The sequence below is a fragment of the Streptomyces sp. CHD11 genome (genome assembly GCF_018638295.1).
Classification (GTDB): Bacteria; Actinomycetota; Actinomycetes; order Streptomycetales; family Streptomycetaceae; genus Streptomyces.
In genome coordinates this window covers 35,376-54,585 of the sequence record NZ_JABTTS010000031.1, presented here as the reverse complement: position 1 = coordinate 54,585, position 19,210 = coordinate 35,376, and the positions used below count along the sequence as shown (strand labels likewise).

General features: G+C 70.3%; 18 protein-coding genes and 2 pseudogenes. 9 read left to right on the top strand and 11 right to left on the bottom strand.

The genetic code is table 11. The annotated features are described in order from the left end of the window. Positions 1-47 precede the first annotated feature (47 nt). From HTV45_RS27550 to HTV45_RS27540, 3 genes are all read left to right on the top strand, one after another. A complete protein-coding gene (locus HTV45_RS27550; RefSeq protein WP_215208603.1) occupies positions 48-1,223 on the top strand; it encodes an NAD(P)/FAD-dependent oxidoreductase in 1,176 nt (391 codons plus the stop codon). A gap of 322 nt (positions 1,224-1,545) precedes the next feature. Next, the gene (locus tag HTV45_RS27545) at positions 1,546-1,743 is read left to right on the top strand and encodes a hypothetical protein (RefSeq protein WP_215208602.1); all 198 of its coding nucleotides are present in this window, start codon (positions 1,546-1,548) and stop codon (positions 1,741-1,743) included. Between the two features lie 382 nt (positions 1,744-2,125). Continuing rightward, positions 2,126-2,542: an enediyne antibiotic chromoprotein gene (locus HTV45_RS27540; RefSeq protein WP_215208601.1), complete on the top strand. Its 417-nt coding sequence runs from the start codon at positions 2,126-2,128 to the stop codon at positions 2,540-2,542. 85 nt (positions 2,543-2,627) lie between these two features. On the opposite strand, the gene HTV45_RS27535 is transcribed toward HTV45_RS27540, so the two are convergent. From HTV45_RS27535 to HTV45_RS27525, 3 genes are read right to left on the bottom strand one after another with little or no spacing between them, the layout of a single operon-like run. Beyond that, a complete protein-coding gene (locus HTV45_RS27535; protein ID WP_215208600.1) occupies positions 2,628-3,260 on the bottom strand; it encodes a glyoxalase in 633 nt (210 codons plus the stop codon). Next, the gene (locus tag HTV45_RS27530; protein WP_215208599.1) at positions 3,257-3,730 is read right to left on the bottom strand and encodes a helix-turn-helix transcriptional regulator; all 474 of its coding nucleotides are present in this window, start codon (positions 3,728-3,730) and stop codon (positions 3,257-3,259) included. The genes HTV45_RS27535 and HTV45_RS27530 overlap by 4 nt, the downstream gene beginning before the upstream one ends. A 15-nt stretch (positions 3,731-3,745) precedes the next feature. Continuing rightward, a complete protein-coding gene (locus tag HTV45_RS27525) occupies positions 3,746-4,168 on the bottom strand; it encodes a VOC family protein (protein WP_215208598.1) in 423 nt (140 codons plus the stop codon). 446 nt (positions 4,169-4,614) lie between these two features. Between HTV45_RS27525 and HTV45_RS27520 the strand changes: the two are divergent. Continuing rightward, positions 4,615-4,749, top strand: a pseudogene (locus HTV45_RS27520) (IS3 family transposase); the annotation flags it as partial. A gap of 42 nt (positions 4,750-4,791) precedes the next feature. Here HTV45_RS27520 and HTV45_RS34520 read toward each other — a convergent pair. After that, positions 4,792-5,153: pseudogene (locus HTV45_RS34520) on the bottom strand (GNAT family N-acetyltransferase); the annotation flags it as partial. A gap of 591 nt (positions 5,154-5,744) precedes the next feature. Next, positions 5,745-7,631: a hypothetical protein gene (locus tag HTV45_RS27515; RefSeq protein WP_215208597.1), complete on the bottom strand. Its 1,887-nt coding sequence runs from the start codon at positions 7,629-7,631 to the stop codon at positions 5,745-5,747. A 768-nt stretch (positions 7,632-8,399) separates the two neighbouring features. On the opposite strand from HTV45_RS27515, the gene HTV45_RS27510 reads away from it, so the two are divergent. The 3 genes from HTV45_RS27510 to HTV45_RS27500 all read left to right on the top strand — a co-directional run bounded on the left by HTV45_RS27510 (position 8,400) and on the right by HTV45_RS27500 (position 11,483). Beyond that, positions 8,400-9,644 carry a helix-turn-helix domain-containing protein gene (locus HTV45_RS27510; RefSeq protein WP_215208596.1) on the top strand — a complete coding sequence of 415 codons (1,245 nt, stop codon included), beginning with the start codon at positions 8,400-8,402 and terminating at the stop codon, positions 9,642-9,644. A gap of 202 nt (positions 9,645-9,846) precedes the next feature. Further along, positions 9,847-10,380 carry a hypothetical protein gene (locus HTV45_RS27505; RefSeq protein ID WP_215208595.1) on the top strand — a complete coding sequence of 178 codons (534 nt, stop codon included), beginning with the start codon at positions 9,847-9,849 and terminating at the stop codon, positions 10,378-10,380. 236 nt (positions 10,381-10,616) lie between these two features. Beyond that, positions 10,617-11,483, top strand: a complete 867-nt coding sequence (locus tag HTV45_RS27500) for an AraC family transcriptional regulator (protein ID WP_308309766.1) — start codon at positions 10,617-10,619, stop codon at positions 11,481-11,483. Here HTV45_RS27500 and HTV45_RS27495 read toward each other — a convergent pair. The 3 genes from HTV45_RS27495 to HTV45_RS27485 form a co-directional block, all read right to left on the bottom strand. After that, a complete protein-coding gene (locus tag HTV45_RS27495; protein ID WP_215208594.1) occupies positions 11,472-12,659 on the bottom strand; it encodes a ParB N-terminal domain-containing protein in 1,188 nt (395 codons plus the stop codon). The genes HTV45_RS27500 and HTV45_RS27495 overlap by 12 nt on opposite strands. Positions 12,660-12,806: 147 nt before the next feature. Further along, positions 12,807-13,646 (bottom strand): ABC transporter permease, encoded by an 840-nt coding sequence (locus HTV45_RS27490; protein WP_215208593.1) that lies wholly within the window; start codon positions 13,644-13,646, stop codon positions 12,807-12,809. Next, positions 13,643-14,569: an ABC transporter ATP-binding protein gene (locus HTV45_RS27485; RefSeq protein WP_215208632.1), complete on the bottom strand. Its 927-nt coding sequence runs from the start codon at positions 14,567-14,569 to the stop codon at positions 13,643-13,645. The genes HTV45_RS27490 and HTV45_RS27485 overlap by 4 nt, the downstream gene beginning before the upstream one ends. Positions 14,570-14,796: 227 nt before the next feature. On the opposite strand from HTV45_RS27485, the gene HTV45_RS27480 reads away from it, so the two are divergent. Both HTV45_RS27480 and HTV45_RS27475 read left to right on the top strand, forming a co-directional pair. Next, positions 14,797-15,534 (top strand): gamma-glutamyl-gamma-aminobutyrate hydrolase family protein, encoded by a 738-nt coding sequence (locus HTV45_RS27480; RefSeq protein ID WP_215208592.1) that lies wholly within the window; start codon positions 14,797-14,799, stop codon positions 15,532-15,534. A 95-nt stretch (positions 15,535-15,629) separates the two neighbouring features. Continuing rightward, the gene (locus tag HTV45_RS27475) at positions 15,630-16,136 is read left to right on the top strand and encodes a carboxymuconolactone decarboxylase family protein (RefSeq protein ID WP_215208591.1); all 507 of its coding nucleotides are present in this window, start codon (positions 15,630-15,632) and stop codon (positions 16,134-16,136) included. A 91-nt stretch (positions 16,137-16,227) separates the two neighbouring features. On the opposite strand, the gene HTV45_RS27470 is transcribed toward HTV45_RS27475, so the two are convergent. The 3 genes from HTV45_RS27470 to HTV45_RS27460 form a co-directional block, all read right to left on the bottom strand. Then, positions 16,228-17,610 carry an NDP-hexose 2,3-dehydratase family protein gene (locus tag HTV45_RS27470; protein WP_215208590.1) on the bottom strand — a complete coding sequence of 461 codons (1,383 nt, stop codon included), beginning with the start codon at positions 17,608-17,610 and terminating at the stop codon, positions 16,228-16,230. After that, positions 17,607-18,587, bottom strand: coding sequence for a dTDP-glucose 4,6-dehydratase (gene rfbB / locus HTV45_RS27465; RefSeq protein WP_215208589.1), 981 nt, complete (start codon positions 18,585-18,587; stop codon positions 17,607-17,609). The genes HTV45_RS27470 and rfbB overlap by 4 nt, the downstream gene beginning before the upstream one ends. Positions 18,588-18,750: 163 nt before the next feature. After that, complete coding sequence (locus tag HTV45_RS27460) at positions 18,751-19,098, bottom strand: VOC family protein (RefSeq protein ID WP_215208588.1); 348 nt, start codon at positions 19,096-19,098, stop codon at positions 18,751-18,753. Positions 19,099-19,210: the final 112 nt, after the last annotated feature.

The window sequence follows — 19,210 nt, the reverse complement described above, 5'->3', positions numbered from 1 at the left end:
ACTTGTACTGAATCAACATTCAGTGAAACTCGATTCAGGGAGATGCCGTGCGGACAACCGTGATCGGTGGCGGGATAGCCGGACCCGCCATCGCCCTTGCACTGCAGCAGATCGGTCACGACGTGACCGTCTACGAGGCGTACGACGTTCCGGTCGAGGAGGTCGGCGCCCACTTCAGCCTGGCGGTCAACGGCCTGCGCGCACTGGAGAAGCTGGGCTGCCTACGAGAGGTGGAGGCGGTCGGACATCCCATCGACCGGATGCGGTTCTACTCGGGGGGCGGCCGCCTCCTGGGCGATGTACCACGCCTCCGGCGCGGTACCGACCCGATGCGCAGCATCTCGCTCCAGCGCGGACGGCTGGTGGCGGTCCTGCGGCGCGCGGCGCTCGACGCGGGCGCGCGGATCGTCACCGGCGAACGCCTGGTGGGTGCGACGGAGTCGGCGGACAACGTGGTGGCCGAGTTCGCCTCCGGCCGGCGCGAGACCGCGGAGCTGCTCGTGGGCGCCGACGGCATCTGGTCGACCGTACGCGGGCAGATCGACTCCTCCGCGCCGCGCGCGGAGTACGCGGGGCTCTACGGGGTCGCCGGAATCTCCACCATGAAGGGTCTCGAGCCCGGCGTCTGGAACCTCACCTACACGCGCAATGGTGCCTTCGTGTACACCAGCGTCGACGAACAGACCCAGTGGTGGACGGCGCAGATCGGGGACCCGGTCAAGCCCGACCTGCGGGGCATCGACGACGCGCGATGGCTCCGGCGCGTCAGCGAACTGTTCCCGGAGGCGACGCCGAGGGCCATCGTGGGAGCCGCGACATCGATCGTCGCGTCCGGCCACCTGAGCGTCTGCGACCCCATCCAGAAGTGGCACAGCGGGCGCATGGTCCTGGTCGGCGACGCCGCCCACCCCGTCGGCGTCGGACACGGCGCCTCGATGTGCATCGAGGACGCACTGGAACTCGCGGCGGCACTGAGCAGGACCCCGACCGTCCCGGCGGCCCTCAAGGCCTACGACGAGACACGCCGCCCGCGCATCGACAAGCTGCTCAAGCACGGGCACAACGCCCGTGAGAGCAAGCGGCCCGGCGCCGTGAAGCGACAGATCAACGCGGCGAAGATGCGCGCCCTCCTCCCCTTCTTCGAACGGGTGCAGGGATACCTCTACGACTACGAGCCGCCTTCCCTGTCCGCCGCGGGCGGATCACGGTCCGCCACGCGCTAGACGGCCCGAGGGCCCGACGCCTCACTCGTGAAGAGGGACGCGGGCTGCCGACGACGGGTGCCGGCAGGGCCTCGTCCACAGCGCGGCGCCGGTTCCCATCGAGCACACGGGTGTCGGAGTGGACGTCCACGCCCGTCGCACAGCTCGGGGGCCGGCCACGAAGAGCATGACGCCCGCCCGAGGGGGCCGGACGGCAATGTCCGCAACGGGCACGGCGCGAGACCGTGCCGACCGACCGTCGATCGACCCGAACGGAACACGACCCGGTGCGACGCCGCGCCGAGGACGAGGCGGCGCCACACCCATCGAGAAGGAGGAGCAGGTGCTGAAATCACCGGTGAAGAAGAACCTGGCCATCGGGACAGTGATCACAATCGTCATCGCAACGCTGACGATGATCATCGCGGACGACGGCAGCAAGGCGGAGGAGCTCAGGAAGTCGCTGATGATCGGTTCATTGGTGACGGGGGCAGTGACGGGGGGCACCTGGTTGGTGCAGCGGAGGCGCTCGGCACCGTGACCGGCGTCCGAGCCCGGCACCGTGACCCCCGGCGCTGCGACGGCGCCACCTTGCCGGCAGGACCGCGTCCTGCGTGGCGAGGCGGACGAGGCCCGTAGCGGCACAGGACGGCGGTGAGACCGGGGCAGGCCGGGCAGTCGCGGGGATCACGTTCGCAGCGGGGCCGGGCCGGCGGCAGCCGGACAGCCACGACACCGTCCGCCGGCCGGCGTCCGGGTGCCGGAATCCCGGCGGTCACTCCGGGCGACGACGGGCCCCATCGCGTTTCCGCAGGTTCTCGAGCGGTTCTCGAGCCGGTCTCATGCGTTCCGGCCGACTCTGGTCGAGGCGTGATCACCTGAACGCGCTGTTCCGCTCATCGCACCCAACTGGGGAGACGAACATGCAGATCCGCTCGCGTCTGACCAAGTCCGGCCTGCTCGGCGCCGCTGCCGTGGCCGCCCTCGCCTTCTCGGCGGTCCCGGCCTCCGCGGCCCCGGCGCTGACCGTCACGCCCGGCAGCGGCCTGGCCGACGGCCAGTCCGTGACCGTGACCGGCACCGGCTTCCCGGCCGGCACCGAGGTCGCCGTGTCGCAGTGCCGGGAGGCGACCACGTGCACCGACGCACTGGCCACGGCCACCGTCGACGCCAACGGCGGCTTCACCGCCGCCTACACCGTGCGCCGGCAGTTCGCGGCCACCGACTGGAGCACCGGCACCGGCACCCCCGTGACCGTGGACTGCGCGGCCCAGCAGTGCCGGCTGGTCGCCTACCACGACGCCACCGGCCCGGTCGGCTCCGGCATCTCCTTCGGCTGAGACGTCCGCTCCCGGACCGAGCCCACCGAGCGGTGCCCGCGACCGGCACCGCTCGGTGGGCTCGTCCGTCGTCGGCCCCGCCGCACTAGGCGGAGGCGGACGACACCGACGCGGGTTCCCAGGCGAACCCGTCCGGGTCGGTGAAGGCCCCGGAGGTGCCGCCGAGCACGATCCGGTGCGAGCCGCTGCCCTCCTCGGGCACACCGACGTCCTTGGCCAGGCCCCGGCGCTTGTACAGCGCCAGCTTGACGGGGCCGGCGTCGCCGGAGGCGAACTCCACGTACTTGCCGCCGAAGCTCTTGCCCACGGTGAGACCCTGCTCCACGTAGAACTGCTTGCTCGCCTTGACGTCCTCCGCGCCCAGCAGGAGCACGAGGTCGTCGATCTTCCGGGTGGCGGGGCCGGTGTTCTTCTTCGACGAGGTCGCCAGCTTCCAGATCGTGCCGTCCGGGGCCTGTACGACGCCGCCGTAGCCCCACAGTGACTTGGTGGCCGGCTTCAGCGAGGTGGCGCCGGCCGCGAGGGCGGAGCCGATGAAGCTGTCGACGTCGGCCGGCTGGGACACCGTGATCGACATCGTGAACCCGCGGAAGCCGGACGTCGGGGCGTCGGAGGCGCGCAGCCGTACCTGGGAGCCCAGGGAGAAGGCGGCGGTGTAGAAGCGGTCGGCGGCCGGGAGGTCGGCCACCTCGAGGGTGACGGAGGTGAGGGAGGTCATGGCAGTAACGCTAGGTGCGGGGCGTTCGCCGTGGCTTCTCCATTCCTGCTCGATGACGGCACCGGTGCCGTCACCCGCCACGGCAGTCCCGGGGTGCCGGCCGCCGCGAGGCGCCGGTAGACGCCGGGCGGCATGCCGGCCAGCTCCGTGAAGCGGGCGACGAGGACCGCCGTCGACGGGCAGCCGACCGCGCGGCCGAGCTCGGCAGGGCCGTGGTCACCGTGCCGCAGCAGGGCCATCGCGTGCTCGACCCGGCGCACCGTCAGATAGGCGTACGGCGACAGTCCGTAGGCGTCACGGAACCGCCGGCCGAGCTGTCCGGGCGGCATGTCCGCGTCGCGGGCGAGCGCCTCGACGTCCAGCGGCCGAGTGTACTCGCGGTCGATCCGGTCGCGGACGCGGCGCAGGCGCGCGAGCTCGAGCAGACGGTGCGCGGCGATCAGCGCCTGCCTCAACGCGGGGTTGCACATCGCGGAGCCACCCTCTCAGTCGGTGTCGGAGCGCAGTTCCCGGATGCGGATCAGGTTGCCCGCGGGATCACGGAACGCGCAGTCGCGGACGCCGTGCGGCTGGAGGACGGGCTCCTGGACGACCTCGGCGTCGGTCGCCTGCACCCGGTCGAACGTGGCGTCGAGGTCGCGGGTGGCGAGCATGACCCAGCCATAGGTGCCCTTGGCCATCATCTCCAGGACGGTGTCGCGTTCCGACGCGGTGATCGAGGGGTCGGCGCCCACCGGCGCCAGGAGGAGGGCGGAGTCCGGCCGGCCGGCCGGACCGACCGTGATCCAGCGCGCCTTGCCCCGTCCCACGTCGCTGCGGATCTCGAAGCCGAGGACATCGCGGTAGAAGGCCAGGGCGGCGTCCGGGTCGTCGTGCGGCAGGGAACTCGTATGAAGGGTGAGGTCCATCCGGCACACGCTAGCCACGCACCCCCACCGGAGGCTTCTCCGTTCCTGACCCCTTCCGGGCGGGACTCTGCGCCCAGGGCTTCGGCGTAGTTCCTCGTGCTTGTTCTGGCCCTCAAGAACAAACCGGTTCAGCCGGTGCTACCGGGCGGACACGAAGAAGGCACCCGGAAGTGAGGGCCGCTCAGGGCCCTGGGCGGGGTGTTCAGCCGGTGGGGACGAGGTTGGCCATCTGAGCCGCGAAGCGGGCCGCCGCCGTTATAGGTAGACCGGCTCGTTCAGGAGAGATAGAACAAACGTCGCCTGTCCACACAGCAGAACCGCATGCGGGCGGACGTTCGATCGCGCAGACGCGTTCGCAACGACCGCAGTGAATGCCTGATTTATCGTGACGGTTCGGCCTCCAAGATCGTCCCGTTGTCCGTTGGGCGCGTATCTCGACTGAACCCCGGATCCGGCCCGCGCACCACGAGCCGGACGGCACCTGCGGCGTCCCGAGGATCACCGCCGAGCCCCGCGAGGACGACGAGCAGGTCAACCACAAGCGGATCGCACACGTGATGCGGAGCATCGGCCTGGCGGGCATGGCCGACGCGGCACCCCGGCGACTGTCCAGGTCGGTGTGAGAGCGGCAGTTCGGCGAGCATGACGGCGTGCACCGGGGAGTCCGGGAAGGGCTGTCGCTCCCCGGCCTTCCTGAAGCCCCAGGACTCGTGCAACGCCTGGACCCGGGGGGTGCGTGACGTCGACCAGGAGGACGACGAGGCCCTCCGGCCGAGCCTCCAGGAGCGCCCGGGACAGCGCGTGGGCCACGCCCTGCTTCCTCTTTCTTGGGGCTGACAGCCAGCTCGGCGTACGAGAAGATCACCGCCTTCTCGGGTGCTGGGTCGAGATGCTCGCGCCACCGCTCCCGGGTCGCAGTGGCGGGAGCTCCATAGGCGAAGCCCACCACTTCGTCACCGTCGTAAGCGATCACGCAGACGAAGCCGGAGGGCCATCCCCGCGGATGCGGGGAGCAGAAGGGGATGATCCGTTCGAAGACGGAGGCCTGGGGGCCATCCCCGCGGGTGCGGGGAGCAGGCTGTTTGACCTGGGAGTCTATGGTCGCCGAGACGTGTTCTCTATGACTTCTGCAGATTCCGGTATATGGGGTATTGGGTGGTGGTGCAGACTCCTGGATCCGGAGGGGGAGAGCACGCAGTTGTCGGCGAACTCTGCCCGGCCCTGGCTGACACGCCATCGCATCCGTCCCGTAGCGGGGCCGGCTCACACGGCCTGCGAACTATCTCATCACAATGGGCCGCTGCTCTCTCAGCGATCACTGCGAGCCCACGAAATTCGCACCGGGCGTACTGCCGTGACGGGTCGGACTTCGACGGCGCCGGAGCGGCAGTGGACGGCGCGGCCGTCTGCTGTCCGGGCGTTCGGCGGAGCATGGGGCGGATGAATCCGGGCGGCAGGGTTACCGTGAGCCGGCTGCCGTGGTGCTCAGCCGGTATGGCAACGGGCCGCAAGGTGTCCACGCCGGCTGGGGCGAAGCGCGGCAGCCGCCCCGCCACGCTGCCGGGCGTCGGGGCGGTCACCCCTGTTGTACGACTTCCAGGCCGCTGGACTTCGATTCGACATCGCCCACCCGGAAGGTCAGGTGAGCAGGTCCGGTCGGCGCGGTGTCGGTGGCCACCACCGTGGCAACGTATACGACGCAGGGATCCTTCTTCTGCAGAGGGCCGACGTCCACGTTCCGGCAGGTCAGGGTCTGCCCGTCGGCCGAGAGTTCCGCGACGATGTCTTTGGACGCTCCGGCAGGCGGCATCACGGTCATGTGGCACTGGGCACTGCCTTCCAAGGGCTTGAAGGCGAGGCCGGCTTTCGGGGGGAGAGTCGCGGTGATGGTCTGCCCGAGGACTGTGCCTTCCCCGCGGACGTGCACCCCCGGATACCTGAGCCCCACGCCCCGCACCAGTTGGTCCGAGCTCCCTCCGGACGACAGGGAGAACGTGGGGGGCCCTTCGGTGATCGTGGCGCGCAGTGCGACGCCTCGGCTGCATCCGATCAGCAGTTGCCCGTCCCGGTAGGGTTCGGGATGCGCGACCGCTGCGACCGGGATGGTGTAGACGAGCGGGCCCTTGTCCCTGGCACCGGTGTTGAGGTGCAGGTCGCTGGTGACGACCATGACGCTGCGGTCGGATTCGAAATAACAGCCGAGGCTCCCCACCCGGGCATCGTCCCCGGTGTAGGAGTAGGTCGGCCAGTCGGCGAAAGCGAAGCCGGTGGGCGCGGTGAACCTCTGCACGACAATGCCGGCGTCCACCGCCAGCCCCGCGCGGTAAGCGGTGATCTTCACGGTGAGCTCAGCGGTCTCACCGAGACCGACCTGCGGTACCTTCACCTGGCTGGCCACCAGGCTCCGCTCCTGGTGCCCCTCGACCCTCCGCACCCGATTGTTGTCGTCGTCGGCGATGTACAGGTTGCCGTACCGGTCAAATGCCAGACCGCGGGGCCAGTCCAGTTCGGCCAGCACGGCCTGGCCACCGTCCCCGGTACCGGGGGTCGCTTTATTATTTCCCGTGCCCGCGAACGTCGTGATGATGCCGTTCCGGTCCACCTTCCGCACCCGGTTGTAGAAGGTGTCGGCGATGTACAGACTCCCGTCGATGTCCCGCACCAGCCCTGAGAAACCGCTGGGGCAAAGCTTGGCCTGGGTAGCCGATTTACCATCGCTGTGGTGCTCTTCACCGCCGCCGGCGAACGTCGTGATGATGCCGTTCCGGTCCACCTTCCGCACCCGGTTGTTGCCGCAATCGGCGATGTACATGTTTCCGGCATCGTCCACACACAGCGCACCGGGATGCTTGAGGCTGGCAGCAACTGCCGGTCTGTTGTCACCGGAGAAACCTCCTCCGAGATCCTCGTTGCCGGCCACCGTGGTGATCTCGCCCGTTTCCAGGTTCACCTTCCGCACCCGGTGCTTGTCGTACTCGGAGATGTACAGGTCCCCCGCGGCATCGAATACCAGACCCCGAGGACCTCCCAGGCCACCGACCGCTGTGGAGATCTCGCCCTCGGGGGTCACCTTCCGCACCCGGGAGCCCTCGGCGATGTACAGGTTGCCCTCGGCATCCAACGCGAGCCCTTGAGGAGAGCTGAGCTTGGCATACGGCGCGCGCTTGCCGTCGCCTTCGGAGCCCTCGTAGCCGTTTCCGGCCACCATGAACATCCTGCCGTCCGGAGTCACCTTCCGTACCCGGTGGCTGCTTTCCTCGGAGACGTACAGAGTGCCGTCAGGAGCGAAGACCACTCCCACCGGACCGTCGAAATAGCTGCTGCTCTCGCCTCCGCCCTCTCTGTATTCCTCCCCGTTGGTGTAGGCCACGGTACTGATCACACCTTGCACAGCCGCTGACATGTGCTGACCGTTCAGCGAGGTCGGCATTGCCATTGGCATGTGCACCTCGGCGAAAGCCACACTCTGAGTCACTGTTGGATCTCCTGTCCCGGGTACGCGGCACGAGTGGCAGGGGCAGGCCTCCCACGGCCACACTCGTCGTGAGCGGCCGTAGGCGAAGCCGCCGCTCCGTCGGAAAGGGGGCGCCGTAGAAGGAAGCCGGCACATCCGCCCACGAGCATCCTGTATCGGCTCCCCACAGCTCGCATCTCCAGGAGCTCGCAGCACGGATTCTGGGGAGCAGTCGCACGGGCCGTGGTGGCACGCACGATGGCCGGGGGCCATTCCCGCGGGTGCGGGGAGCAGGTCAACTCGCCCCTTATCCCCACGCAACCCCGGGCACGGGCCCAGGCGCCGCCTGGGGCATGATCGTCCGCTGTGGCTGTGGATCTTGCACGAGAACTGGTCCCCGATGGGCTGTGGAAGATAGTCGCACCGCTGATACCACCCTTCAGGCCCAGACAGCAGGGCGGCGGGACGGTGCCGGTGGCGGACCGGAAGGTTTCACGGCGGTGGTGTACGTGTTGACCAGCGATTGCGTATGGCGGTACCTGCCACCGACGTTCGGCACCTCGCCTGCCACCGCGCACCGCCGGTTCGCGGCGTGGACCAGCGGGCGAGTCGGCGCCTCTGGCACCACTCGCCGGAACAGTTGCCACAGCATGTCCGGCACCAGCTGCTCGACATTCGGGTAGGTCGCTGACCGCGTAGACGCCCTGGGCTCGGGGCAGTCACCGGGCGTTGGCCGGAGTACCGTTTCGAGTGCCGAGGTCGGAACGGAGGAACCAGGTGGCTCACACTTCCACCGCTCTGGGAGATGCCGTCCGTGCGCACCGTCGGGCGCGCGGCTGGACTCAGGAGCAACTTGCCGAGTACGCCGGCTTGTCCGTCGGCGTGATCAGGAAACTTGAGCAGGGAGGCACGGCGAGGGTCGAGACGCTGCACTGCATCGCCAAGGCGTACGACATCCCCACCTCCCATCTGTTCGCCCCTGGGGCGCCGCTCCCGGTCGAGGAGGACGGCACGAACAGGCAACTGCTCGCACAGCTCCGGCGCGCGCTCATGCCGCCGATTGGCATCACCGAGATCGTGGCGAACCCGGAACAGGCTGAGCCGCTCCCGGACATCCGCCGGCGGATCGAGGACGCGTTGGAGCTCTACAACGCCGACCGGTACGACTCGGTGGCCTGTCAGCTGCCCGATCTGCTGCGCACTGCGGAGGTGGCGGCCGTGACGGCGGAGGAGGACCTGCACCACGAGGCCATGCTGGTCCGGGCTCACGCTCTCCTCCTCGCCGGTAAATATCTGACCCAGGTGCGGCAGTACGACATGGCGTACCAGGCCCTCAAGGACAGCATCCGTCTCGGCCGGGACCTGGACGACACGCTCACGGCGACGACGGGCGTCGTCGGCCTGTGCTGGCTGCTGCTGAGGCAGGACCGGTTCGACGAAGCGGAGAACCTGGCGGCGACGACCGCCGAGCGCATCGAACCGCGGCTGTCGAAGGCGCCGGTGGGGCATGTCGCCGCGTGGGGTGAGCTGTGTCTGAGGATCGCATCGGCGGCCGTGCGGAACAACAGGCCTGACGACGCGGAAGAGGCGAGGCGGATGGCCGCCACAGCGGCGTCCGCCGTAGGCATGGAACACGCTGACTACCGCACGCACTGGGCGCGGTTCGGGCCCGTCACGGCGGAGCTGAAAGCGGTGGAGGATCTGTCCCTGGCCGGGGACGCGCAGGCTGTGCTGCGGCGTGCGGACGACGGTCTGCTGGGCCGGAACGCGCTGAAGAAGGTCGGTCGGCCGTCGAACATCAACTGGAACAGGCACCGGCTGGATGTGGCGAAGGCGCACGTTGCGCTCGGCTCGACTCAGGACGCGATGGACGAGCTGGTCAGGATGCGGCGCACGACCGGCAACTGGCTCCAGCACCAGCCGATGGCCCGGTACGTGATGGAGGACATCCTTCACACGCGTAAGCGCACGTTGACCAGGGAGATGCGGGCGATGGCCGCCCATCTCAACGTGCACGCCTGACACTCCGACAGAGGTACTACGGAACGTGGCACCTCGCGGCCGAGCGGCTGCGAAGTGCCACGTTCCGTGTGTGGGCCGTCACATGGGGTCGTCGTACGGTCCCAGTACTCAACCGACGACCTACGCCAGGGACATGAGCCATGCGCAGTACGACCGCGCACGACCGACTCGCCTCCACCACGCAAGGGCTGGAGGTGACGTGATGACCGATGCACAGACGCGGCCCGTGGAAGCGACTGCCGTGGTGACGGGCTCGGAGCGCGAGCTTGCGGTCGCCCAGTGGCTCCTGTCCGCCGCTGACGACCGCGAACGGGCCCGTGCCGAGTGGGGCAGCGCAGGACTCGCTCTCCTGCGATGCGGCGGGATCCTCGGCGCCGTTGGCCTCCCGGCTCGCCTCGTGTGGTCCGCGGCCGGGTCGGAAGAGCTGATGCCGGTGGACGCCTACCTGAGCCAGGCCCTTGAAGGGCCGGTGTTCATGGACCTGCACACCCTCCGCTACTACGCCCTCGTGCCGCCCCGGTCCCTCGAGCGGTTCCCGTTGGAGGGTTTCCCCGGAGCCGCGCACATCGGGCGGGATCACTACCTGGGCGTGCCGGACGTCCGACGCACTACCCCACGCGAACGTTCGTACTGGTGCGTCCCCATGAACTCCCCGGGTGTGCTCTGCCCTGTGGAGGCTGTGGAGGCGATGGCCCGCGCGGGCCGGACCCGCATGGTCGAGGAGGCCTGGCGTTGACGTGCGGGGCGGGCGGGTGGCGCAACCCTGCCGCAGCAGCGGCAGACAGAAGCGAGAGACCGTACTCAAGCCGAAGCCCTCACGCTCTGGTGACGAGACGACCTTCCGGGCTGAAATGCCCGGAATGATCAGATCCAACTACGGTCGAGCACGACTCGAGCCCGGCTCGACTGGCCTCCGAGCAGGGTTCGAGCGGGACCCGAGTGGATCAGGATGTGCGCGAGCCATGGTGTTGAGTGGCATCGACATGGGGTGAGGTGGCCATGGACGCGGTGGTGGAAGAGGCGGTCGAATACATGCGCGCGTTCTTCGGCGATCCATTGACGGTCGCGGGCATCGCGGAAAGGTCCCGGCTGGGCAGTTTCCTTTTCTCGCGCGTGTTCAAGGAGGAAACCGGGGTGAGCCCCGGGCAGTTCCTCGCCGCGGTGCGTATGGGTGAGGCCAAGCGGCTGCTCGAAAGCACCTCGCTGGATATCGCCGGGATCGCCGCCGCGGTCGGACACGGCGGCTCCGGTGCGTTCACCGACCACTTCACCGCCGCCGTCGGGCTCACTCCGGGCGGGTTCCGGCGGCTGTGCCGCGACGCGGGGCAGGTGCTGCCGGGGCCCCGGCCGGAGCCGGGGGCGGGACTCGGCGCGCTCGCGGGCACGGTCAGGCTCCCGCGGGGGTACGGCACCGCGCGTGTGTATCTGGGCGTCTTCGCGACGCCCGTCGTCCGGTACCCGGCGCTCGCCGAGGCCCTCGTCGACGTGCCGGGCGACCGTCCGTCCTGCTACCGCCTGCCCGACGTGCCGGAGGGGAGCCGGCATCTGCTCGCGGTGGCGGTGGCCGCCGGCGTCGGCGCCGGTCGCGGTCCGGAAGACGGGCGGAGCGTGCTCGTCGGGCGTCACGGCACCGTGCGGACGACCGTGGCCGTGACCGCCGGCACCGTCACCGGTGCGGCGGTGCGGCTGCGCCCGCCGCACCCCGCCGATCCGCCGGTGCTGCTGGCCCTGCCCGGGCTGCTGCCCGCGAGGACCGTCGTACCGCAGCCCGGATGCGCCGCGGCCCCGGGCGCGCAGCCCGTCGCCCTCAGGCCCCCGCCGCGGCCGTCAGGGGCCTGAGGGCGAGGGGTTGCGGCACAGTTCCTGCCGGGTCTTCAGCCGTTCGGCCAGCTGGCACCACTGACTGCCGATGTGGTCGGCGATGGGGGCGATGACGCCGAGCCAGTGCGGGGGGACGGCGTCGACGAGCCGTCGCCAGTCCTCGCCGGGCTCGGTGGCGTGCGACTGCATCCAGCGCAGCAGCTCCCGGCCGTCCGCGGTGTAGCGGATGGCGGGGTCGGTGGCCATCTTGGCCGCCACCTCCGCCCAGGTGGGCGGGGTGTCGGTGTGGTTCCTGCGCTGCGGCGGCGCGGTGTCGGCGAAGCGGGCCACCCGCAGCTCGGCCCGGCCGGGGCCGTCGGCGGCCGTCCCGGCCGGTGCCGCCGGTTCGCCGGGCAGCGGTACGGACCGCACGGCCCGTACGTGCTGTGGCCGTGCGGCGTGCGTCCGGCGCCCGTTGCGTTCGGGCTCCTCGCCGCGCCTGAGCCGGGCGCTCACGTCGTGCACCGTGCCCAGTGACACGTCGGTCGCCCTGGCGACCTGGCGCAGCGGAGCGCCCGGATGGGCGGCGATGTACTCGGCGGCACGGCGCCTGCCCTCGCCCGCGTCCACCGGGCGCCGCCTGCCGTCCTGCCCCACGCGTTTGCCGCCCAGCGGTGTCGCGATCGCCGACCGCTCGCGCAGTGAGGCGACGGTCTTCGCGCTCAGCCCGGTGATGCCGGCGATGGCGCGGTCGGACCAGTCGGGGTGGGAACCCAGGACCCGCTGGGCGCCGGCGACGCGGTCGGTCTTCGACAGCGGCAGGCCGTGCGCGCCGTTCGCCTGCATGGCGATGACGAGCGCCTCGGAGTTGGAGCAGTCGAGGAAGCGCGCCCTGATGCTGTCGTCGCCCATGAGACGGGCGGCCTCGAGCCGGTGCAGCCCGTCGATGACGCGGCAGCCGTCGACCTGGACGAGAATGGGGGGAAGTTCCGCCGAATCCGCCGCGTCGACGAGAAGCCGGACATGGGCGGCGTCGGTTCCGCCCTGGCGCAGGGAAACCCCGCCACAGAGCGCGGTGACGGGGACTTCGCGTGCCGGAAGCCGGTCGAAATTCCTCAGGTCGAATTCGGTGTGCGCCGACGGCTCGACGCTCTCCATCCGGGCGGGGCTGAATGCACTCGTTATCGAGACGGCTTGCGCATTGCTCTGAGCCATTCCTGTAACTCCCTCTCTGCGGCCGCTGCCGATGAGGGTCGCAGGAGGGGCTCCAGCCGTGGTGGAGAGCAGGTCGACGTTGCCTGGAAGCGCGGTGTGGCGGGTGGCCGCCGGGACGTCCGGTCCCCGGCGGCCACCCGCGGGGGTTCAGGCGTCCCGGCGCCGCAGTTGCACCGCCGCGACGGCCATCAGGGCGGCCGTCCACAGCGCGAGCACCCCCAGGCCCTCCCAGGGGCCCACCAGGTCGCCCACCCGGGCCTGCTGCTGGGTGATCATGAAGCCCGCCTCCGTCGGGAGGTAGGAGTGGATGCGCTCGCCGGCGCTGCCGGGCAGCAGGCCCGCCATCGGGGTGATCACCAGGACGAAGCCGACGACGAGGGTGATGCCCGCCGCCGTGTGCCGGACGATCGCGCCGATGGCGAGGGCGAACAGGCCGAGCAGGGCGAGGTAGAGGCCGCAGCCGGCGACGGCCCGCAGGACGCCCGGGTCGCCGATCGAGACGGGCGCCTTGCCGTCGAGGATCGGCGCGCCGATGAAGAACGAGCCGAACGCCGTCACCTCGCCCACCACCAGGACCAGCAGTCCGAACACCGCGCTCTTGGCCGCCAGTACGGGGACCCGTGCGGGCACCGCGAGCAGGCTGGCGCGGATCATGCCGGTGGAGTACTCGGAGGCGATCGCCATCACGCCCAGGACGCAGACCGCGAGCTGGCTCAGCAGGATGCCGCTGCCCAGGATGGTGCCCGTCGGGTCCAGCCTGATCTCGGCCTGCGCGGACGCGTCGGTGTTGTCCCAGTTCGAGATGCCCATCTGCATGAACAGCGCGGTGAACACCAGGGTGAGCAGGACCAGGACGGCGAGCGACCAGACGGTGGAGCGGACGGAACGGATCTTGGTCCATTCCGAGAGCATCAGATGCCCGAAGCCCGGCCCGCGCTCCGCGGCGGCCGGCACGGACGTGGAGGTGGGCGCGGTCGTGGTGGTCACTTCACACCTCCGGCGGTGGGCACGCCGGCGTCGTACTCGACGGCGTCCTTGGTCAGTTCCATGAAGGCGTCCTCCAGGGAGCCGCGTCGGGTGGAGAGCTCGTGCAGCACCAGTCCGTCGGCGGCGGCGAGTTCGGCGATGCGCGCGGACTCGAGCCCGGTGACGTCCAGGTCACCGTCGCCGGTGGTGGTGACGGTGGCGCCGCTGCCCCGCAGCAGTTCGGCCAGCTTGGCCCCGTCGGGCGTCCTGACCAGGACGGACTGTTCCGTGCTCCGTTCGATGAACTCCTCGGTGGAGCAGTCGGCGACCAGCTGGCCGCGGCCGATGACGACGAGGTGGTCGGCGGTGACGGCCATCTCGTTCATCAGATGGCTGGAGACGAGGACGGCGCGGCCCTCGGCCGCGAGCGACTTCATCAGGTTCCGGATCCACAGGATGCCCTCGGGGTCGAGCCCGTTGACCGGCTCGTCCAGGACCAGCGCCGCGGGATCACCGAGCAGCGCGGCGGCGATGCCGAGCCGCTGGCCCATGCCGAGCGAGAAGCCGCCCGCCCGCTTGCGGGCCACCGAGCTCAGCCCGACCTGCTCGATGACCTCGCCGACCCGGCGCCTGCCGATGCCCTGGGTCTGCGCCAGGCAGAGCAGGTGGTCGTAGGCGCTGCGGCCGGTGTGGACGGCGCGCGCCTCCAGCAGGGCCCCGACCACCCGCAGGGGCCGGGCCAGGTCGCGATAGGGCACACCGTTGACGGTGGCCTCGCCGGCGTCGGGCCGGTCGAGCCCCAGCAGCAGTCGCATGGTGGTGGACTTGCCTGCGCCGTTGGGGCCCAGGAAGCCGGTGACCCGGCCGGGCTCGACCGTGAACGACAGGTCGTTCACGGCGGTCTTGTCGCCGTAGCGTTTGGTGAGGTTCTTGGCCTCGATCATGGTCACCTCGGTTGAATGGCCTGCGAGAGTTTCGCTGGGGCAGAAAAACTCCCCGCCACCTGTGATAGCAGGATCGCTATCTGTTCAGTAGTCGCGGCCTGGAGCGTCCGTGAACGATGGATCGCGCATCGGGGCGCGGATATTTTGACGGTTCGGACGGTCCGGGGAAGCCCGTGTTTCATCTGCCGACTTTCCTCAGTTGAACCCGCAAACCCACGAGGGTGGTCATGAATTCAGCCACGAACGGTCCGGCGCCCGCCGGCCGCCGGCCGGTGATCGGGGTCTGCGCCCGGACGGCGCCGGTCACCCTCCAGGGCAGCGACATGGTCGTCGCCCTGGCGCTCCAGTCGCATGTGACCTTCCTGTCCGAGGCGGGCTGCACGCCCCTGCTGATCCCGCTGCTGCCCGGCGCCGAGGAGCTGACCGGCCGGCTCGACGGACTGCTGGTCCCGGGCGGCCCCGACCTGGACCCGGCGCTGTACGGCCAGGAAGCGCACCCGGCGACCCGGGCGATGAGCCCGGAGGCCGACCGGGTGGAACTGTCCCTGGTCGGAAGGGCATTCGACGCGGAGATCCCGGTACTGGCGATCTGCCGCGGCATGCAACTGCTCAACGTGCTGCACGGAGGCACCCTCCATCAGCACCTGTCGGACGTCACGGGCCACGACGGCCACCGTCCCCGTACGCCCTCCTTCACCCTGGGCCGCCGCCCGCTGAAGCTGCTGCCCGGCAGCCGGATCGCCGGCATCCTCGACGAGGACGGGCCCGAGACGGCCTGCCACCACCATCAGGCGGTGGACCGGCTCGGCGCGGGCCTCGCGGCCACCGGCTGGGCCGAGGACGGGACCGTCGAGGCGGTCGAGGCGACGGGCCGTTCCTTTGCGGTCGGTGTGCAATGGGAATGCGGGCAGACGGCCGACCGACGACTTCACCACGCTCTCGCGCAAGCAGCCGCAGGCGCTTGAAACCAACGGATCAACGGTTCGCCGAAATTCCCTTTCATTGAGAAAAGGCGACCGGCGAGAGCACACTGTTTCCGATCCCCATGCGAAGGAGAATCATGTCGCCGCGGATGCCCAACCCCTCGTTGGTGGTGCCCGACGTTCTTCCGCCCATGCGCGCCCTGGTCAAGGCCGTCAACAGCGTCGGTGTGCCGCTGCAGACGCTTGTGCTCGTCCACCTGAGGGTGAGCCAGATCAACGGCCGCACGGTGGAACTTCCCCGGAAGCAGCGGGAGTTCGAGGAAGCGGGGGAGGAGGACCACCGTCTGCCGGTCGTGGAGACCTGGCGGGAGCAGACCTGCTTCACCGACGCCGAGCGCTCCGTGCTGGCGCTGGCCGAGGCCGCCACGCGCATCAACGACCGCGAGGACCCGGTGTCGGACGAGGTCTGGGAAGAGGCCGCGAAGCACTGGACCGAGGTGCAGCTGGCCGCGGTGGTCCTGCACATCGGCCTGGTCAACCTCTGGAACCGGGTCAACGTCGCCACCAAGCAGGAGCCGGTGGACTGGCGCATCAACCCCAAGACGTGGAAGCCGATGACCAGCCGGCTCACCCCGGCGCAGTAACCACCCGCACACCTCACAGGCCCTGTCCGGCGGTGCACCGCCGGACAGGGCCTGGTGTCGTCGGGGGGAGTGGGGGCGGCCGTGCCCCGGCTCAGCGGGCGCCGTGGCCCGCGGTGACCGTACCGAGGACGGTGAGCAGCGTCCTGGCCTGCACGTTGACGTAGCGGCTGTGCCCGGCGAGCCAGTTCAGCTGGCCCGGCGTGACCCAGTGGTACCCGGGGGGCGGCTGGGCGGGCGTGGTGGCCTCGTCGGTCTCCACGATCAGACAGCGGCTCTCGGCGTCGAGGAACCGCCCGCCCTCCTCGGAGTGGACCGTCGAGTAGCGCACCCGGTCGGGGGAGGCGTTCAGGATCGCGTCGAGGAACGGCGGGCGGTCCCCGGCCGGCAGGTGGGCGTAGTTCGCGGGGGCGCACTGCACGGTCGGCGCGAGTTCGACGGTGTCGAGGAAGCCGCCCTCGACCCGCGCGTGCGCCAGGACGTGCGGCACGCCGTCGAACACGCGGTAGGCGAAGGCGACGACGCCCTGGTCCACCGGTTCGAGGATCGGCTGGGTCCAGCCGGCGACCTCACGGCCGGCGCCCTCGACGGACACCGCGACCACGCGGAAGAACCTGCCGTCGGCTCGGCTGACGGAGTACGCGTCGCTCTGCCATCCGGTGACCTCGCGCAGGGGCATGCGCCGGGCGCGGACGTCGTGCCGGGCGCGTTCCCCGGTGAACCAGGTCAGCAGGCCGGAGTCGGAGGACAGCGCCCTCGTCCCGGTCCGCGGGGCAGGGGCGCTCGCCAGCACGGTGCGCGCGTCCATGTTCACGACGTTGTCCAGCCGCAGCAGCTCGAGGATCTGGCCGAGGGTGAGCCAGCGGAACGCGTCGTCGGCCGGCACGTCGCCGTCCACCTCGACGATCATGTTGCGGTTGCGCTTGCGGTAGAACCAGGCGCCGTGCTCGGACTGCAGTACGTCCGTGAGCACCCGCTCCCGCTCCGGGTCGAGGAAGTGCTCCAGGTACCTCACCTCGCTGCCGCCGTGCGCCTTGGTGTAGTTGCTGCGGGTGGCCTGCACGGTGGGGGAGAGCTGCACCAGGTTGGGGTTGCCGGGCTCCATCTTGGCCTGCATCAGGAAGTGCAGGACCCCGTCGAACTCCTTGGCCAGGATGCCGAGGATGCCGATCTCCGGCTGCACGATGATCGGCTGCTGCCACTCGCCACCGGGCCGTTCGACGTGCAGTCCCTCGATGGTGAAGAACCGTCCGCTGCTGTGCCGCAGGTCGCCGGTGTCCGCGGCGAACGACCAGTGGCCGAGCTCGGCGAACGGGATCCGCCGGACCACCGTACCGACCGAACGACGGTGCTCCTCCAGCCAGCGCGGCACCTCGGCCGTGGCGGTGTGCGTCCCGGCCGCCGTCGCGGCCGACAGCGCCAGCCGGTCGGCGGTCCGCGCCCTGGAGCGCTCCACCAGCGTGGCCGGCGCGCTCACGGCCGGCCGCCGCTGTCCTTGACCGGCTTCCACCAGCGGGGGTTGTCCCGGTACCACGCCACGGTCCCGGCCAGCCCCTCGTCGAACGCGGTCACCGGCCGGTGGCCGAGCTCCCGTTCGATCCTGCTCTGGTCCAGTGCGTAGCGGCGGTCGTGGCCCTTGCGGTCGGTGACGTGCCGGATCATGTCCGGCTCCGCTCCGCACAGGTCGGCGATCCGGTGGGCCAGGGCCAGGTTCGCCACGGGGGTGCCGGCGCCGATGTTGTAGACCTCGCCCGCCCTTCCCCGGGTGAGTACCCGGTGCACCGCCCGGCAGTGGTCGTCCACGTGCAGCCACTCGCGGACCTGCCCGCCGTCCCCGTAGACGGGTACGGGGCGTCCCTCGAGCAGATGGGTGACGGCGAGCGGGATGAACTTCTCGGGGTGCTGGTAGGGGCCGTAGTTGTTGGAGCAGCGGGTGACCGAGAGGTTCAGCCGGTGCGTGCGGACATACGACAGGGCGACCAGGTCGGAGGCCGCCTTGGACGCGGCGTAGGGGGAGTTGGGGAGGAGGGGGGACTCCTCGGTCCACTCGCCCTCCTCGATGGATCCGTACACCTCGTCCGTCGAGATGTGCACCACCCGCTCGACGCCGGCCGTCAGGCAGGCCTCGAGCAGCGCCTGGGTCCCCTCCACGTTGGTGCGGACGAACACCGCGCCGCCGGCGATCGAACGGTCGACATGGCTCTCGGCCGCGAAGTGGACCACCGCGTCCTGGCCGTCGAGCACCTGGTGCAGCAGGTCCCGGTCGAGGATGTTCCCGTGCACGAAGGTGAGCCGCGGGTGCGCGGCGGGGAGGCTGTCACGGTTTCCCGCGTAGGTCAGTGCGTCCAGGACCGTGACGTGCGCGTCCTCGAATTCGGGAAAACCACCGTCGAGCAGGGTCCGTACGTAGTGCGAGCCGATGAATCCGGCACCGCCGGTGACGAGGATTCTCATGTGACCACATCGCAGTCGGAATGCCACGCTCGAAGCATGTCCTTTTCCCTTTTCGACGAGGGGGAGGATGGTGTGCCGCGCTCCGGAACAGTGGACGGCCGCCCTCGACGTCCTCTCGAGACGGACTCGAAGGACTCCGGGGCGGCCGGGCGGCGGACCGCGGTCAGCTGTCCTGCAGCAGGCCGATCACGTTGCCGTCGGGATCGGTGACGGTGGCCACGCGGCGGCCGCCGCCGACCTCCTTGGCGGGGCTGGTCAGCTTGGCGCCCGCGGCGGTGACCTCGGCCAGCTTCGCCTCGAGGTCGGCCACCTGCCAGTAGGCGACCTGCCCGTCCTGCGCCCCCGCCGGCACCAGCCCGATGTGCTGGCCCGCGACGTCGAAGCCGACGTAGTACTCCGAGTCGGTCTGCGGCTCGATGCCGAACAGGGCGGCGTACAGCTTCTTGGCCGCCGCCACGTCCGCCACGGGATGCAGCACGGTCTTGATTCCCTGGATGGCCTCGTCAGCCATTCTCACTCCCGGGGGTTGGGGATTCGGTCGCCGCCTCATGCTAAGGAGATCCGCGCATTTCCCGCACTCGCGCGCCTCTTGCCTCGAGCGGTCCTCCAGGTGTTCTCGAGCC

Bases quoted from the DNA above. Each gene is read 5' to 3' on its own strand.
- HTV45_RS27495 (WP_215208594.1), bottom strand. From the start codon at position 12,659: ATGGCTCAGAGCAATGCGCAAGCCGTCTCGATAACGAGTGCATTCAGC.
- rfbB (WP_215208589.1), bottom strand. From the start codon at position 18,587: ATGAGAATCCTCGTCACCGGCGGTGCCGGATTCATCGGCTCGCACTAC.
- HTV45_RS27540 (WP_215208601.1), top strand. From the start codon at position 2,126: ATGCAGATCCGCTCGCGTCTGACCAAGTCCGGCCTGCTCGGCGCCGCT.
- HTV45_RS27505 (WP_215208595.1), top strand. From the start codon at position 9,847: ATGACCGATGCACAGACGCGGCCCGTGGAAGCGACTGCCGTGGTGACG.
- HTV45_RS27525 (WP_215208598.1), bottom strand. From the start codon at position 4,168: ATGGACCTCACCCTTCATACGAGTTCCCTGCCGCACGACGACCCGGAC.
- HTV45_RS27530 (WP_215208599.1), bottom strand. From the start codon at position 3,730: ATGTGCAACCCCGCGTTGAGGCAGGCGCTGATCGCCGCGCACCGTCTG.
- HTV45_RS27535 (WP_215208600.1), bottom strand. From the start codon at position 3,260: ATGACCTCCCTCACCTCCGTCACCCTCGAGGTGGCCGACCTCCCGGCC.
- HTV45_RS27485 (WP_215208632.1), bottom strand. From the start codon at position 14,569: ATGATCGAGGCCAAGAACCTCACCAAACGCTACGGCGACAAGACCGCC.
- HTV45_RS27480 (WP_215208592.1), top strand. From the start codon at position 14,797: ATGAATTCAGCCACGAACGGTCCGGCGCCCGCCGGCCGCCGGCCGGTG.
- HTV45_RS27475 (WP_215208591.1), top strand. From the start codon at position 15,630: ATGTCGCCGCGGATGCCCAACCCCTCGTTGGTGGTGCCCGACGTTCTT.
- HTV45_RS27460 (WP_215208588.1), bottom strand. From the start codon at position 19,098: ATGGCTGACGAGGCCATCCAGGGAATCAAGACCGTGCTGCATCCCGTG.